We start from the raw sequence: 16,861 nt of genomic DNA on the forward strand, positions 1-16,861 counted from the left end.
GAGAACAATCCTCATCTCCATGTGGCCGACGGCAGCATGGATCGATTGCCGCATTGGAAGTTTCGTGACAGCACTGGCCTTGTTCGATATCCGGTTGCATCCATGGACAGCGTCACCCCGAATTCCAGACCCGAAAGCTTCCCCGAATTTGACAGCGCCGGCCTCGCGGCGGCCGTCGATGCGCTCGCCGCGCAGCATTCCGGCCGGGAGGACATGTTCCGCGCCGCCGTGGTGCAGTTGCTGAAGGCCGAGCTGGTCAAGGCCCGCGCCGTGGCCCAGGCGCAGCTCCTGAAGGACCGCCACGGCCGGCGTTGCGCCGAGCGGCTGTGCTTCGTGCAGGACGAGATCATCCGCATCCTTTACGCGGCGGCCACCCAGCATCTGTACCGGTCGCAGGTGCCGAGCGGCGCCGAGCGGATGGCCGTGGTCGCGACCGGCGGCTATGGCCGCGGCCTGATGGCGCCGGAGTCGGACATCGATCTCCTGTTCATCCTGCCCTACAAGCAGACCGCCTGGGGCGAGCAGGTCGCCGAAGCCATCCTCTACTCGCTGTGGGACATGGGCCTGAAGGTCGGCCATGCCACCCGCTCGGTCGATGAATCGATCCGGCAGGCGCGCGGCGACATGACCATCCGCACCGCCATTCTGGAGACGCGCTATCTCGCCGGCGACCGGCCGCTCTATGACGAGTTGGTCGAACGCTTCGACACCGAGGTGGTGCAAGGCACCGCGGCCGAGTTCGTCGCTGCCAAGCTCGCCGAGCGCGAGGAGCGGCACCGCCGCGGCGGCCAATCACGCTATCTGGTGGAGCCCAACGTCAAGGACGGCAAAGGCGGGCTGCGCGACCTGCACACGCTGTTCTGGATCGCCAAATACGTCTACCGGGTGCGCGAGACCGCCGAGCTGGTGGAGCGCGGGGTATTCGACGCCCACGAATACCGGACCTTCCGACGCTGCGCCGATTTCCTCTGGTCGGTGCGCTGCAATCTGCATTTCGTCAGCGGCCGGCCCGAGGAGCGGCTGTCGTTCGACCTGCAGCGCGAGATCGCCGTCCGGCTGGGCTACACCAGCCACCCCGGCATGCAGGACGTCGAGCGCTTCATGAAGCACTATTTCCTGGTCGCCAAGGAGGTCGGCAACCTCACCGCCATCCTCTGCGCCAAGCTGGAGGACCAGCAGGCCAAGCCGGCGCCGGTGCTGAGCCGGGTGATCTCGCGCCTCAAGACCGGCAACAGCTGGCGGCGCGTGCCGGAAAGCGACGATTTCATCGTCGACAACAACCGCATCAATCTCGCCGCACCTGACGTCTTCAAGCACGACCCGGTCAATCTGATCCGCATCTTCCGGCTGGCGCAGAAGAACAACCTCGCCTTCCATCCCGACGCGATGCGCGCGGTGACGCGCTCGCTGAACCTGATCAATACCGAGCTGCGCGACAATCCCGACGCCAACCGGCTGTTCATGGAGATCCTGACCTCCAACGACGCCGAGACCGTGCTGCGGCGGATGAACGAGACCGGGGTCCTCGGCCATTTCATCCGGGCCTTCGGCCGGATCGTCTCGATGATGCAGTTCAACATGTATCACCACTATACGGTGGACGAGCATTTGATCCGCTGCATCGGGTTCCTGCAGGAGATCGAGCGCGGCGGCATCGACGAGTTCGCGCTGGCCTCCGACCTGATGCGCAAGATCCGGCCCGAGCACCGCGCCGTCATCTATATCAGCGTGCTGCTGCACGACGTCGCCAAGGGCCGGCCCGAGGATCATTCGATTGCCGGCGCCAAAGTGGCGCGCCGGCTATGTCCGCGGCTCGGATTCAACAATGCCGACACGGAACTGGTGGCCTGGCTGATCGAGGAGCACCTGACGATGTCGACGGTGGCGCAGTCGCGCGACCTGTCGGACCGCCGGACCATCGAGAAATTCGCCGCCGTGGTGCAGTCGGTCGAGCAGATGAAGCTGCTGACGATCCTGACCACCGCCGACATTCGCGGCGTCGGCCCCGGCGTCTGGAACGGCTGGAAGGCGCAGCTGTTGCGAACGCTGTATTACGAGACCGAGCCGGTGCTGACCGGCGGCTTTTCCGAGGTCAACCGCGCCAAGCGCATCACCGCGGCGCAGGCCGAGTTCCGCAACGCCTTCACCGATTGGCCCGAGGACGAGCTCAACACCTATATCGGCCGGCACTATCCGGCCTACTGGCTCAAGGTCGAGCTGCCGCGCAAGATCCGCCACGCCCGCTTCGTGCGCGCGAGCGAGGATGCCGGCCATAAGCTCGCGATCAATGTCGGCTTCGATCCGGCGCGCGGCGTCACCGAGCTGACGATCTTCGCCATGGACCATCCGTGGCTGCTGTCGATCATCGCCGGCGCCTGCGCCTCGGCCGGCGCCAACATCGTCGACGCCCAGATCTACACCACGACCGACGGCCGCGCGCTCGACACCATCGCGATCTCCCGCGAATATGAGCGCGACGAGGACGAGGGCCGCCGTGCGACGCGGATCGGCGAAACCATCGAGCAGGTGCTGGAAGGCAAGCTGCGTTTGCCGGACGCCGTGGCGCGGCGGACCACGCGCGGCAAGCAGCACAAGGCGTTCTCGGTCGAGCCCGAGGTCAGCATCAACAATCAGTGGTCGGAACTCTACACGGTGATCGAGGTCTCCGGCCTCGACCGCCCTGGCCTGCTCTATGAGCTGACAACCGCGATCTCGAAGCTGAACCTGAACATCGCCTCGGCGCATGTCGCGACCTTCGGCGAGCGCGCACGCGACGTGTTCTACGTCACCGACCTGCTGGGCGCGCAGATCAACGCGCCGACGCGGCAGGCGGCGATCAAGAGCGCGCTGCTGCATCTGCTCGCCAGCGACGACACGGCGGCTCAGCCGGCGGCCTGAAGGCATCGAGCAGGTCAGACGCGGCGGCTGTCCGCAACGGAACGAATTGAGGGGACCGGCACCTCCGCCGGTCCAGATGGGCTTGGGGGAGCCGAACCATGGCATTGATTGCAAATATCGTCGTCGGGCTGATCGGCCTGCTGCATGTCTATATTCTCGTGCTCGAGATGTTTCTCTGGACCAAGCCGGCCGGGCTTAAGGCGTTCAACAACACGCCCGAACGCGCAGAGGCCACCAAGGTGCTCGGCGCCAATCAGGGCCTCTACAACGGCTTCCTCGCCGCCGGCCTGTTCTGGGGCCTCGCGCACCCGGCGCCGGCATTCGCATTCCAGATCAAGGTGTTCTTCCTGCTCTGCGTGCTGGTGGCCGGCCTCTACGGCGCCGCCACCGCCAGCCGCAAGATCCTGTTCATCCAGAGCGTGCCGGCCACGATCGGACTCGTGTTGGTCTGGCTCGCGGGCTGAGGCGGACTGCATCCCATCACTGGTGTCGTCCCGGGCAAGCACGACGGCGCGAAGCGTCGGCGGCGTGCGCCGACCCGGGATCCATCATCCCGGGACTTGTTTGAGGCGCCATCGCCACTCCGGGTCGTCACCACACGACCGCCTACGGCTATGGATCCCGGCTCTGCGCACGGCGGCGCGCCCAGCCTCGCGGAACCCTCCTCGCCTCCCCCCGCTCGCCTTGCGCTGGCCCAGCCCTTCCTCCACACTGCCGAAAGCGATGGCGCCCTGCCCGGGGCAGACCAGCCGCATAAAACATCAGGAGGAACGATAGACCCCATGCGACAGGGATTTTTCCGTCTCGCGGGAGCGGCCGCTTTGGCTGTCACCCTCTCCGTCACGTCAGCCTCGGCCCAGAAGAAGTATGATCCCGGCGCCTCGGACACCGAGATCAAGGTCGGCCAGACCGTGCCGTTCTCGGGTCCCGCTTCGGCCTATGCCTCGATCGGCAAGACGCAGGCCGCCTATTTCAACATGATCAATGAGCAGGGCGGCATCAACGGCCGCAAGATCAAGCTCGTCCAGTATGACGACGCCTATTCGCCGCCGAAGGCCGTCGAGCAGGTCCGCAAGCTGGTCGAAGACGACGAGGTGCTGCTGACGTTCCAGATCATCGGCACGCCGTCCAACGCCGCGGTTCAGAAATACCTGAACGCCAAAAAAGTGCCGCAGTTGTTCGCCGCGACCGGCGCATCCAAATTCACCGATCCGAAGAACTTCCCCTGGACCATGGGATACAATCCCAACTACTTCACCGAGGGCCGCATCTACGGGCAATACATTCTGAAGGAGCATCCCACCGCCAAGGTCGGCGTGCTCTATCAGAACGACGATCTCGGCAAGGACTATCTCAACGGCATCAAGGCCGGGCTCGGCGACAAGGCCGGGACGATGATCGTCGCCGAGGCGTCCTACGAGGTCTCCGACCCGACCATCGACTCGCAGATCCTGAAGCTGAAATCGGCCGGCGCCGACCTGCTGTTCTCCGCCGCCACCCCCAAGCAGGCCGCGCAGGCGATAAAGAAGCTGCACGAGCTCAATTGGAAGCCGGTTCATATCGTCGACATCAACGCGACCTCCGTCGGCGCCGTCATGCAGCCGGCCGGCCTCGACGCCGCCAAGGGCGTGATCTCGGTCAATTACGGCAAGGAGCCGCTGGATCCGACCTGGAAGGACGATCCCGGCCTGAAGCGCTATCTCGACTTCATGGCCAAGTATTATCCGGACGGCGACAAGAACTCGAACTTCAACACCTACGGCTATTCGACCGCGCAGCTGCTCGCCCGCGTGCTCGAGATGTGCGGCGACAATCTCACCCGCGAGAACGTCATGAAGCAGGCGGCCTCGCTCAAGGATGTCGTCGGCGACCTCGCGCTTCCCGGCATGAAGATCAACACCTCGCCGACGGATTATCGCGTCAACAAGCAGCTGCAGATGATGAAGTTCAACGGCGAGCGCTGGGAACTGTTCGGCCCGATCCTGGAGGACAAGGGCGCGGCGGGTTAGCTGGCTCACGCGCGATCTGACCAAGTTAGCTGCCACGATCTCAGGCGACCTCTCCCCATCGGGGAGAGGTGAACCTCCGTTGCCGCGCCACAGAATAGAGTAGTCGGCAGTCGTCATCGAACACCCTGATCAACGGTACGGGGCTGCGCGATTGCGCGGCCCCGTTTTGCGTTGCGGCACAGATTGCGCCCGTTCGTCGCGCCACGAAGCGTTGCGTTGTCGACTTGGTTCCTCCACACTCGCGTGTAGCGATGGCGACATAACAACCAACAAGACCATCGGCCTATCTCACCGAAGGGAGGACTCGCATGAGAACGTCACTGTTCGGTCTCGGCGCCAAAACATGTGCGATGGCGCTTGCTACGTCGCTTGCCGTCGCGCTGCCTGCTTCATCAGCCTTCGCCCAAAAGAAATACGACACCGGCGCCACCGACACCGAGATCAAGATCGGCCAGACCGTACCGTTCTCCGGCCCGGCCTCGGCCTATGCCGGCATCGGCAAGACCCAGGCTGCCTATCTCAGGATGATCAACGACAAAGGCGGCATCAACGGACGCAAGCTCAACCTGATTCAATATGACGACGCCTATTCGCCGCCGAAGGCCGTCGAGCAGGTCCGCAAGCTGGTCGAAGGCGACGAGGTGTTGTTCACCTTCCAGATCATCGGCACGCCGTCGAACGCTGCCGTACAGAAATATCTCAACGGCAAGAAGGTGCCGCAGCTGCTGGCCTCGACCGGCGCCTCGCGCTTCACCGATCCGCAGAACTTCCCGTGGACCATCGCCTATAATCCGAACTACCAATCGGAGGGACGGATCTACGCGAAATACATTCTCGCCAACCATCCCAACGCCAAGATCGGCATCCTCTACCAAAACGACGATCTCGGCCGCGACTACATCGCCGGCCTGCGCAGCGGTCTTGGCGCCAAGGCGGATTCCATGATCGTCGCGGAGGCGTCTTACGAGCTGTCCGATCCGACGGTCGACTCCCAGATCGTCAAGCTGAAATCGTCGGGTGCGGATCTGCTGTACAATGCCTCGACGCCGAAATTCGCGGCGCAGGCGATCAAGAAGCTCGCCGATCTCGGCTGGAAGCCGGTGCACATCCTCGACATCAATGCCAGCCCGGTGTCGGCGACCTTGAAGCCGGCCGGCCTCGACATTTCCAAGGACATCATCAGCACCAATTACGGCAAGGACCCGGCCGATCCGCAATGGAAGGACGATCCGGGCGTGAAGGCCTATTTCGAGTTCATGGACAAATATTACCCGGAGGGCGACAAGCTCAACACGGTCAACACCTACGGCTATTCGACCGCGGAGCTGCTGGTGCAGATCCTGCGCCAATGCGGCGACGACCTGACGCGCGAGAACGTCATGCGCCAAGCCGCCAACATCAAGGGCTTCGTGCCGAGCCTGGCGCTGCCCGGCCTGTCGATCAACACCTCGCCGACCGACTTCCGCATCAACAAGCAGATGCAGATGATGAGGTTCAATGGCGAGCGCTGGGAGCTGTTCGGCCCGATCATCGAGGACACGGGGGCCGCGGGATAAGCCGACCTGTCTGAAGCAGGGCTGTTTGAGGCCGAGCCTGCTTCCGCACATACCATGCCCCGCGCAGGCGGGGCATCCAGTACGCCGCAACCTCTCGGCTGATCCGAAGTGTCTCGCCGAACAATGTCACCTATCTTCGCGGCCCCTGCTCTCTCCCCACGTCATTCCGGGGCGCGCGAAGCGCGAGCCCGGAATGACGACATTGGGGCAAGCGCTTGCAATCTCAATTGACAGTCATTGCGCTGCGCTTTCACAGAGTGAGGGCCATCTCTCACCCAGCCCATCGCTGCGCTCCCGCCCTTGTGGGGAAGGGTTGGGGAGCGGAGCCCACGGGCGACCGTCTCCGTGGCTCCCCCCTCCCTAGCCCTCCCCCACAAGGGGGGAGGGAACGCACTGGTTGCGCGGCGGCGCTAATGTCAAACCAACAGAGAGAATGGAGAAGGACCGTTACGCCGCCGGCACCTCGCCGAAATTCTTTCCGACCGGCAGCACAGCGTGCCGAATCAGCCGCGAGTCCTCCACCGCGGCCTGCCGGTGTTTCACCGCCTCGCGATAGACCGGATCGCGGATCATCTCGACGAACGCCTGCACGCTTGGATATTCCGCGATGAAGCAGTGGTCCCAGCGCTCCTCCTGTGGACCGATCAGCATCAGCTCGAAGCGGCCCTGCCAGACGATGCGGCCGCCGAGACGCTCGAACACCGGGCCGCTCTCGCGGCCATAGGCGGCATAGGCCTCGGCGCCACTCACCTTGCGTCCGTCGGGATAGGCCGCCTCCTTGCGCAGCCGGACCAGGTTCAGCATGTGGATCGGGCCCGGCCGGTCACTCTCCCGGAACTGCGCAAACACCTCCTTGGTAGGATCGATATGACCCATGATTGTCCTCGCCGGTTTGTTGTTTACCAGAGCTTAACCATAACGCCGCGTTAGCAGCGCGAAACTCCTAATCGCGCGTTAAGCTCTTCCTAACTGCCCCTTAAACTCCGGACATTAGCGTGGCTGGACGGCAGGTCGCGGGCTCGGGTTGCGTATGGCGCGGGGACGGAAACAGGGCGGCGGGCGCAAGGAGCCGCGATTCGGCCTTGCGGCGGCGATGGCCGATCTGCGTCTTGATCCCAAGGACCGCATCCCCGCCGGCGAAGACGCCCCGAAGAAATCGGCTGCGAAGAAAAAGCCGGTCGAGCCTGACGACGAGGACGATGTGCCGGCGCGCGAGCCCAAGGCCGCACCACCCAAGCCGAAGCCGAGCCGCGGCCAATCCCGCTGGGGATTATCGATCGGACGCATGGCCTATTGGGCGCTGGTCTGCGGCCTGTGGGGGGTGATCGCACTGGTCGGGGTGGTCGTCTGGGCCGGTGCGCATCTGCCGCCGATCCAATCATTGGAGATTCCCAAGCGCCCGCCGACCATCGACATCGTCGGTGTCGACGGCACCATGCTGGCCCAGCGCGGCGAGATGGCCGGCGCCAATGTCGCGCTGAAGGATCTGCCGCCCTATCTGCCCAAGGCCTTCATCGCCATCGAGGACCGCCGCTTCTACCAGCACTGGGGCATCGATCCGATCGGCATCGCCCGCGCACTCGTCGCCAACATCCTGCATCGCGGCGTGTCGCAAGGCGGCTCGACCCTGACCCAGCAGCTCGCCAAGAACCTCTTCCTGACCCAGGAGCGCACGCTGGCGCGCAAGCTGCAGGAGGCCGAGCTCGCGCTGTGGCTGGAGCGCAAATATTCCAAGCGCGAGATCCTGGAACTGTATCTGAACCGCGTCTATTTCGGTTCCGGCGCCTATGGCGTCGAGGCCGCGGCACAGCGCTATTTCGGCAAGTCGGCGAAGCAGGTGACGATCGGCGAGGCCGCGATGCTCGCCGGCCTCGTCAAATCGCCGTCGCGGCTGGCGCCGAACCGCAACCCCGAAGGCGCCGCCAAACGGGCGCAGACTGTGCTCGCGGCGATGGCCGACGCCAAGTTCATCACCGAGGCCCAGGCCCAGGCCCAGATCGCGCATCCGTCCGTCGCGGTGAAGCCGGCCGGCGCCGGGACCGTGAACTACGTCGCGGATTGGATCGGCGAGGTGCTCGACGACCTCGTCGGCCAGATCGAGCAGTCGATCGTGGTCGAGACCACGATCGATCCGAAGCTGCAGGCCGTCGCCGAGGCGGCCGTCATCGACGAGCTCGCGGCCAAGAGCGTCAAGTTCAATGTCAGCCAGGGCGCGCTGGTGGCGATGACGCCGGACGGCGCAGTGCGCGCCATGGTCGGCGGCCGCAACTATGCGGACAGCCAGTTCAACCGCGCGGTCACGGCCAAGCGCCAACCCGGCTCGGCGTTCAAGCCATTCGTCTATCTCACCGCGATCGAGCAGGGCCTCACCCCCGACACGGTGCGCCAGGACGCGCCGCTCGATCTGAAGGGCTGGAAGCCGGAGAACTACAGCCGCGAATATTTCGGCCCGGTGACGCTGACCCAAGCCCTGGCCATGTCGCTCAACACCGTCGCGGTCCGCGTCGGCCTCGAGGTCGGACCGAAGAACGTGGTGCGGACCGCGCATCGGCTCGGCATCGCCTCGAAGCTCGATCCCAACCCGTCGATCGCGCTCGGCACGTCGGAAGTGTCGATGATCGAGCTGGTCGGCGCCTATGCGCCGTTTGCCAATGGCGGCGTCGGCGTGTCGCCGCATGTCGTGACGCGGATCAAGACGCTCGACGGCAAGCTGCTCTACATGCGCCAGAGCGAGCCGCCGGCGCAGGTGATCGAGCCGCGCAATGCCGCGATGATGAACCAGATGATGCAGGAAACGCTGATCTCGGGCACGGCCAAGAAGGCCGAGATCCCCGGCTGGGTCGCCGCCGGCAAGACCGGCACCAGCCAGGATTTCCGCGACGCCTGGTTCATCGGCTACACGGCACGCCTGGTCACCGGCGTCTGGCTCGGCAATGACGACAATTCGCCGACCAAGAAGGCGACCGGCGGTGGCCTGCCGGTCGAGGTCTGGACCCGCTTCATGCGCGCGGCGCATCAAGGCGTGCCGGTCGCGGCGCTGCCGAATGCGCAGGGCTCCGGGCTCGCGCCGACCTTGGCGCAGATCACCTCGCAGATCAGCGCGCCCTCGGCGCCGGGAGCCAATGCAGCCACCACCGCGCGGGCCGCGCCTTCGGGTCGCGGCACGACACGGCCCGAAGCGGCCGCCGGGCTCGACGGCTGGCTGGTGGACCGGTTGTTTGGTGGTCAGCGCTAGCTTGAGACCCGCCGCCGCGACGGGCGACGGCTTGCAGCGATCAACTGGCTGCGGCGATCGCAGCAGGCGATAAGCGCTCGCCCTCGCTGACCTCGCTGACGCCGGCCGCCTGCGCCAGTGCGCGGCCGACCTGCCGCAGCATGAGGCTGGCGCGATGCGCGCTGTAGTCCAGCAGCCAGCGGCTGAACGCTCCAGCGGCCATCGGCCGCGCGAACAGGAAGCCCTGCATCGCATCGCAGCCAAGCTCGGCCAGCAGCCGCCGCTGCGGCTCGGTTTCGACGCCCTCGGCGACGACCTTGACGTCCAGGCTCTGGCCGACCCTGACCACGGCGGTCACGATCGCCCGCGTGCCCTGGTCGTTCTCGAAATCGCGCATGAAGCTGCGGTCGATCTTGAGTTCGTGGATCGGCAGCTGCGCCAGACGGCTGAGGCTGGAATAGCCGGTACCGAAATCGTCCAGCGACAGGCCCACCCCCATGTTGCGCAGCTCGCTCATGGTGGCGATCACGGTGGCGCGCTCATTGAGAATCACGCCCTCGGTGATCTCGAGCATCAGCATCTTCGCCGGCAGGTCGTTGGCAGCCAGGATCTGAGCCACCACGGCCGCCAGATTGACGTTCTGGAAGTTGATCGGCGACAGGTTCACCGAGATGCAGGGGATGTCGAGACCGGCGCGCCGCCACGACGCCATCTGCTGGCAGGCTTGCTTGATCGACCACACACCGATCTGCTCGATCAGACCGCATTCCTCGGCGAGCGGAATGAACTTGGAAGGTGAGACCTCGCCCAGCACCGGATCATGCCAGCGCGCCAGCGCCTCGACGCCATGGATCGCGCCATTGCGGGTGCAGATCTGCGGCTGATAATTCAGCGTCAGGGCCTCGCTCGCGATCGCCTCGCGCAGCGCGGTCGAGTGCATCAGCCGTTCCTCGGCGAGCTTGTCGATGTCGGCGCTGAAGAAGCGATAGGTGGCGCGCCCGGCGCGCTTGGCCTTGTACATCGCCCCATCGGCCTGCTTGATCAGGGTCTCGATGTCGGTGGCGTTGTCCGGATACAGGCTGAGCCCCATGCTCGCCGACATCGGCACCTGGCGCTTGCCGATCGTCAGCGGCATCGCCAGCGCGGCGGTGATCCGCGCCGCCGCCAGCGACGCCTCGAGGGCATCGCGGTTCTGCAGCACGATCACGAACTCGTCGCCGCCAAGCCGGCCCAGCATGTCACCGGGACGGATCTGGGCGCGGAGTCGGTTGGCGAAGGCAACCAGGAACTCGTCGCCGGCGGCATGACCCAGCGTGTCGTTGACGTCCTTGAAATTGTCGGCGTCGAGGAAGGCAATCGCGAGATGGCTGCCCTCGGGACAGGCATTGATAGCCTCGGCGATCATCGAGGGGATGCGGGCGCGATTGGGCAGGCCCGTCAGCATGTCGTGATAGGCGACCTGCGAGATCGTCGACCTCACCTCCTGCCGCTCGATGGCGAGCGCGCCGAGCTGGACGCAGGCGGCGACGATCTGCTCGTGCCAGGGGCTCGGGCCTCGGCATTCGCGGAAATAGAAGGCGAAGGTGCCGATCACCCGGCCATCCTTGCCCTGGATAGGCGTCGACCAGCAGGCGCGCAGCCCCGCTCCGAGCGGACCAGCCTTATAGGGTTGCCAACGCGGATCGCTGTCGATGTCGCGGGCCAGCACCGGCTCGCACAGATAGGCGGCCGTGCCACAGGAACCGACGTCGGGACCGATCGCAACGCCGTCCAGGCCGGACGAGTAGTCCGCCGGCAGGCTTGGGCCGCCGAGCGGATGAATCCGTCCTCCCGAGTCGACATGGAGGATCGAGCAGACGACGTCGGGGGCGAGTTCCTCGACCCGGCGGCAGAGCTGGTCGGCAATGGTCGCGATCGCGATGTCGGAGGCCAAGGACGACATGATCAGCTGCTGCAGGGAGCGCAGCTGCTTGGTCTCGCGGATATCGCTGAGCAGCCCGACCAGATATTTGACCTTGCCGCGCTGGTTGCGATGCGCCTTGACGTGGGCCGTGGTCCAGATCTCGCAGCCCGCTTTGTCGTAGATCATCAGGTCGTCCTCGACGCCCCGATCATCCTCCACGCATTGCTTCAGGCGTTCGACCGTCGCGGGATCGGTACAGGGCCCGACCAGAAGTGTCTCCACTTGCCGCCCGAGCACCTCCGCGCTGCTGTAGCCGAAGATGCTGCAGAAGGCCGCGTTGGTATAGAGGATCTTCAACTCGTGGTCGGTGACGATGACGGCGCGGTTGCTGCGGTCGGCGACCGAGGTCAGCAGTGCGTTGCGCTCGCGCATCTCGACATCGGACGTCACGTCGCGCAGCAGCAGCAGCGAATGCATCGGCGCGTGGTCGGACGGGAGATCGCGAACGATAGCGCGCACCCGGCAGCGGGAGCCATCCGCGTGGCGGAGCATCATCTCACGGCCGGCATCGCCCGCCTCGGCCGCGTGTGGCGCATCTGCGGGCGCCTCGGCTTCGCTCTTGGTCATTGCGCGAAGCTGCTCGGCCGGCAGGCCGAGACGATCGAGATCGGCGCCGATCAGGTCCTTGAGGTCGCGTCGCAACAAGGCAACCGCCGCCTGGTTGGCGTGATGGACACGGCCCTCTGCGTCGAGAAAGAGAATCGCCTCGGAGACACGATCGAGCGCGGCCGAAAGCAGGTTCGCAGATGCGGCCGGTGGGAACTCGCTTGCAAGCATCGTTCGATTCGGGGCGCGCTGCACGTTTTGAGAGAAACGATCTGCGCTTTGGTTGCAGGAAACTCCCGGCGCCTGGCTGGGACATCACCATGGGCTGATGGCGTCAAATTTGACGAGCACAGCGTTACAGCCACGTTAAGGCGGCCTGGCATTCGGCCCGATCTTCAGCTCGCGCCGTCGGCACGCTTAAGAATTCGATAGCCGCGGTCGGCATTCCACATCGATTAACCGCGGGCACAAAGCGAAATGGCCCGGACCAGAGGCCGGGCCATTCACAATGATCAATCGGCAATTCGCAGAACCGTTGGCGTCAATCGTCGACGCCATAGCGGTGCAGATCATTCCCGCAGGTGTCGAGCCACTTTTTGGCACGGTCGACCGAGGAGCAGATCTTGCCACAGACCTTCCAGAACCTCGGCGAGTGGTTCATCTCGACCAGATGCGCGACCTCGTGGGCGGCGAGGTAGTCGAGCACGAAGGGCGGCGCCAGGATCAGGCGCCAGGAGAATGACAGCGAGCCGGCCGAGGTGCATGACCCCCAACGGCTCGACTGGTCGCGGATCGACAGCCGCTTCACCTTGACGCCGAGCTGATCGGCATAGGCATCGGCTGCCTTCTGAAGGTCGCGGCGGGCCTCGCGCTTGAGAAAGTCGAGCACACGGCGCTCGGTGTGCTCGATCCCACCGGCCACACAGAGGATCTTCTCACCGCTGTCGCGGGTCTCGGTCCAGACCGTGCCGCGCTCGCCGGCGCGATGAACGATCTTGTGTGGCACGCCGCGCAGCGGCACCAGCGTGCCCGGCAGGAACGGCGCTGCCTTGGGCAGACGACCGAGACGCGCCGCGATCCACGCACCGTGCCGTTGCGCGAAGTCTTTCGCTTCGACAATGGTGCCACGCGGCGGCATCGTCAGGATCGCTTCGCGATCCGACGGATGAATTCTCAGGGTATAACGTCGCGCACGACGGTGACGCCGCAATCTAATCGAGTAGATTTGCGAGCCATGCTTGACGAGAAGACGCGAAGGTTCGGCGGGCCGCCGATAGAGTAGCGCGCGAGTGGCCATTTCTGTCAGTCCGGGAGGGAAGAACTCGCCCGGATTTTGCCATATCCACCGCCAGGGAAAGCGGTCGGCGCAAAAACAAATCATTTGCCCAACATACAGGGGGCCCGCAGGTTCCGCCCCCTATCCGTTGGGGCTCGCGCGCCGCGCATGAGCTGAATTCAGATTCAAGAGCGTCGCTCAAGAAGCGACGCCACATTCACTGCTTGAGTCAGTCCGGAAATCAGGTTTCCAACGTCTCTTCAAGGAGTTACCGCGCAGCCGGATTCGGATGCGCGGTGAACGTTGTTGTCGCTTATTCAGCCGCAATGGCGAGCAGCGACTTCGGATCGGCTGCCGACAGCATGAAATCATTGATGCGGGGCACGATCTCCGACTTGAATCGCGAGCCGTTGAACACGCCGTAATGTCCGACACCCGGTTGCACGTAGTGAACCCGACGATGATCGGGAATCGACGAGCACAAACCATGCGTCGCTTCGGTCTGGCCGAGACCGGAGATGTCGTCCTTCTCTCCTTCCACCGTCATCAACGCGACGCGCGTGACCTTCGACGGGTCGACGAGCACGCCGCGATGCGTCATCTCGCCCTTCGGCAGCGCGTGGCGGATGAACACCGTTTCCACTGTCTGCAAATAATATTCCGCGGCCAAGTCCATGACGGCGAGATACTCGTCGTAGAAGTCGCGATGCTTGTCGACCTGGTCGCCGTCGCCCTTCACGAGGTTGGCGAACAGCGCCTTGTGGGCGTCGACATGGCGGTCGAGGTTCATGCTGATGAACCCGTTCAGCTGCAGGAAGCCTGGATAGACATCGCGCATCACGCCGGGATGCGGGAACGGCACCTTGGTGATGACGTGGTTGCGGAACCAGTCGATGCCGCGCTCCTGGGCGAGGTTGTTCACCGCCGTCGGATTGCGCCGCGTGTCGATCGGGCCGCCCATCAGGGTCATCGAGATCGGTGCGAACGGATCGCGCTCGGCCTCCATGACGGACACGGCCGCCAGCACCGGCACCGCCGGCTGGCATACCGCCATCACGTGCATGTTGGTGCCGAGGAAGCGCAGCATCTCGATGACGTAATCGATGTAATCATCGAGATCGAAGCGGCCTTCGGCCAGCGGCACCATCCGCGCATCCGCCCAGTCGGTAATATAGACTTCATGGGTCGGCAGGAACGCCTCCACCGTGCCACGCAGCAGCGTCGCGTAGTGGCCGGACATCGGCGCCACGATCAGGAGCCGCGGCTGCGGCTCGCGCAGCGGGCGGATGTGCTTGCGGTCGAAATGGAGCAGGCGGCAGAACGGCTTTTCCCAGATCGCGCGGACCTCGACCGGCGTCCTGACGCCGTTCACCTCGGTCTCGTCGAGCCCCCATTCGGGCTTGCCGTAGCGGCGCGTGGTGCGTTCGAACAGCTCGCAGGCCGCGGCGATCGACTTGCCCATCTCGGTATGCGCCCAGGGATTGAGCGGATTCTGAAACAGGATCTTGGTGGCATCCGTGACAGCGCGCGCCGGATTGAGCGAGGCATGCGCCATTTCGTACATCCAGTACATCGGCGTCGTCAGGACCGGACTGCCTTCCGACGCCAGGGGCGGCGCACCGCCAAACTCACCTATCGGCATTCTCGTTCAACCCTCTCTGCAACGCAGCATACTGCCGAATGCGTAATTAAGCGTCAATGCGGTGTTGTACGAGTTGGTGCCTCAAAGCAGCGAAATGAGCCCGAAAATCCACGGGAAAAAGCAAATTATTCGCCCGATGACAGCAACGAGCCGGCACGGCGCGCGCTGCGCAAAAGGGCAATGAATGCCGCAAACGACGCCAATAGCAGGGCGGCATTGAGCCCGAGCGCGGTCAGCATCAGGTCGGAGCGGAACACGTGATCGGAGAGCAGCGCGCGCATGCCTTCGAACACGTAGGTCGGCGGCAGCGACCAGGCGACCCATTGCAGCCAGTGCGGCAGCACCTGCACCGGATAATACACGCAGGCCAGCGGCATCAGCGCAAACATCAGGGTCCAGACGATGCTCTCGGCGCCGAGCCCGTTGCGCAGCACCAGGCCCGACACGAAGATGCCGACCGCCCAAGAGGTGAAGATCAGGTTGCAGAAGAACGCGACCAGCGGCAGGCCAAGGCTGTAGAAGTTGAAATCGAAGAACCAGACCGCGATCAGGGTCATCGGGATGATGCCGATGGCGAGCCGGATCAGGCTCATGGTCATCAACGCCAGCAGGAATTCGAGCGGGGTCAGCGGGCTCATCATCAGATTGCCGATGTTGCGCGCCCACATCTCCTCCAGGAAGGAGATCGAGAAGCCGAGCTGGCCGCGGAACAGGATGTCCCACAGGATCACGGCGCCGATCAGCGTGCCGCCCGCCCTGGCGAAGAACCCGGCATTGCTGGCGATATAGGTCTGCAGGAAGCCCCAGGTGATGATCTGCAGGGTTGGCCAGTACATCAGCTCCAGGAGCCGCGGCCAGGACGACAGCAGGAGATACCAATAGCGCAGGACCATCGCGCCGATGCGATGCGGGGCGATGCGCAAGGACAGGTCGTTCATTGCGCCGCCTCCCGGTCGCGGCCGCGGGCGACGTCGAGGAAGACCTCTTCGAGCGTCGAGCGGTTGTAGCGCACCATGATCCCGGCCGGGCTGTCGTCGTCCTCGATGCGGCCGCGCTTCATGATGATGACGCGATCGCAGAGACGCTCGACCTCCAGCATGTTGTGCGACGCGAGCAGGATGGTCGCGCCGCGGCGCTCACGGTAGCGTTCGAGATGGCCCCGGACCCAATCCGCAGTGTCGGGGTCGAGTGAGGCCGTCGGCTCGTCCAGCAGCAGCAGTTCGGGGTCGTTGATCAGCGCCTTGGCCAAGGCCACGCGCGTCTTTTGCCCCGCGGACAGCTTGCCGCTGGCCCGATCGATGAAGTCGGTCAGGTCGAGTTGCGACGCAAGCTCGGCGATGCGTTCCTTCAGATGATCGACCGCGTAGAGCCGGCCGAAGATGGTGAGGTTCTGGCGCACCGTGAGCCGCATCGGCATGTCGACATAGGGGCTCTCGAAATTCATCCGCCCCAGCACGGCCGCGCTCTCCTCCGGCATACTGTGACCGAGCACCTCGACCTGCCCCGAGGTCGGCTGCACCAGCCCCATGATCATCGCGATCGTAGTGGTCTTGCCGGCGCCGTTGCCGCCGAGCAATCCGGTGATGCTGCCGCGGCGGATCGCAAAGGAGATGCCGTCGACCGCCGTCGCGGTCTTGTAGATCTTGGTCAGCCGCGCCACGGCGATCGCTGGCGAAGCGGGACCAGAAGCCGAGGCTGGAGGCAATGCTGCGTCATCTTGCGTCATGTCGGGAGTTCATTGAGGCATTGTGCCGCAA

11 protein-coding genes are annotated in these 16,861 nt (G+C 64.7%); 5 read left to right on the plus strand and 6 right to left on the minus strand.

Annotated elements, in window-relative coordinates; all coding sequences use genetic code 11:
- The first annotated feature begins 102 nt into the window (after positions 1-102).
- From BBTA_RS35795 to BBTA_RS35810, 4 genes are all read left to right on the plus strand, one after another.
- Complete coding sequence (locus BBTA_RS35795; RefSeq protein WP_012047384.1) at positions 103-2,898, plus strand: [protein-PII] uridylyltransferase; 2,796 nt, start codon at positions 103-105, stop codon at positions 2,896-2,898.
- A gap of 98 nt (positions 2,899-2,996) precedes the next feature.
- Complete coding sequence (locus BBTA_RS35800) at positions 2,997-3,362, plus strand: DUF1304 domain-containing protein (RefSeq protein ID WP_041751122.1); 366 nt, start codon at positions 2,997-2,999, stop codon at positions 3,360-3,362.
- A gap of 318 nt (positions 3,363-3,680) precedes the next feature.
- A complete protein-coding gene (locus BBTA_RS35805; RefSeq protein WP_041751123.1) occupies positions 3,681-4,907 on the plus strand; it encodes an ABC transporter substrate-binding protein in 1,227 nt (408 codons plus the stop codon).
- Between the two features lie 308 nt (positions 4,908-5,215).
- Entirely contained in the window at positions 5,216-6,463 is a 1,248-nt protein-coding gene (locus BBTA_RS35810) for an ABC transporter substrate-binding protein (RefSeq protein WP_012047387.1), read from the plus strand.
- Positions 6,464-6,910: 447 nt separating this feature from the next.
- Here the strand turns inward: BBTA_RS35810 and BBTA_RS35815 are convergent, their stop codons facing one another.
- On the minus strand, positions 6,911-7,339 hold the full coding sequence (locus BBTA_RS35815; RefSeq protein WP_012047388.1) for a DUF1330 domain-containing protein: 429 nt from the start codon (positions 7,337-7,339) through the stop codon (positions 6,911-6,913).
- A gap of 154 nt (positions 7,340-7,493) precedes the next feature.
- Between BBTA_RS35815 and BBTA_RS35820 the strand changes: the two genes are divergently transcribed.
- Entirely contained in the window at positions 7,494-9,698 is a 2,205-nt protein-coding gene (locus BBTA_RS35820; protein WP_012047389.1) for a transglycosylase domain-containing protein, read from the plus strand.
- Between the two features lie 40 nt (positions 9,699-9,738).
- Here the strand turns inward: BBTA_RS35820 and BBTA_RS35825 are convergent, their stop codons facing one another.
- From BBTA_RS35825 to BBTA_RS35845, 5 genes are all read right to left on the minus strand, one after another.
- Complete coding sequence (locus BBTA_RS35825; protein WP_012047390.1) at positions 9,739-12,417, minus strand: EAL domain-containing protein; 2,679 nt, start codon at positions 12,415-12,417, stop codon at positions 9,739-9,741.
- Between the two features lie 310 nt (positions 12,418-12,727).
- Positions 12,728-13,567 (minus strand): M48 family metallopeptidase, encoded by an 840-nt coding sequence (locus BBTA_RS35830; RefSeq protein WP_083780741.1) that lies wholly within the window; start codon positions 13,565-13,567, stop codon positions 12,728-12,730.
- Between the two features lie 208 nt (positions 13,568-13,775).
- Complete coding sequence (locus BBTA_RS35835; RefSeq protein ID WP_041751124.1) at positions 13,776-15,104, minus strand: polyhydroxyalkanoate depolymerase; 1,329 nt, start codon at positions 15,102-15,104, stop codon at positions 13,776-13,778.
- Between the two features lie 125 nt (positions 15,105-15,229).
- Entirely contained in the window at positions 15,230-16,042 is an 813-nt protein-coding gene (locus BBTA_RS35840) for an ABC transporter permease (protein ID WP_012047393.1), read from the minus strand.
- Positions 16,039-16,830, minus strand: a complete 792-nt coding sequence (locus BBTA_RS35845; protein ID WP_041751125.1) for an ABC transporter ATP-binding protein — start codon at positions 16,828-16,830, stop codon at positions 16,039-16,041. The genes BBTA_RS35840 and BBTA_RS35845 overlap by 4 nt, the downstream gene beginning before the upstream one ends.
- Positions 16,831-16,861: the final 31 nt, after the last annotated feature.

Source organism: Bradyrhizobium sp. BTAi1 (assembly GCF_000015165.1).
Lineage (GTDB): Bacteria > Pseudomonadota > Alphaproteobacteria > Rhizobiales > Xanthobacteraceae > Bradyrhizobium > Bradyrhizobium denitrificans.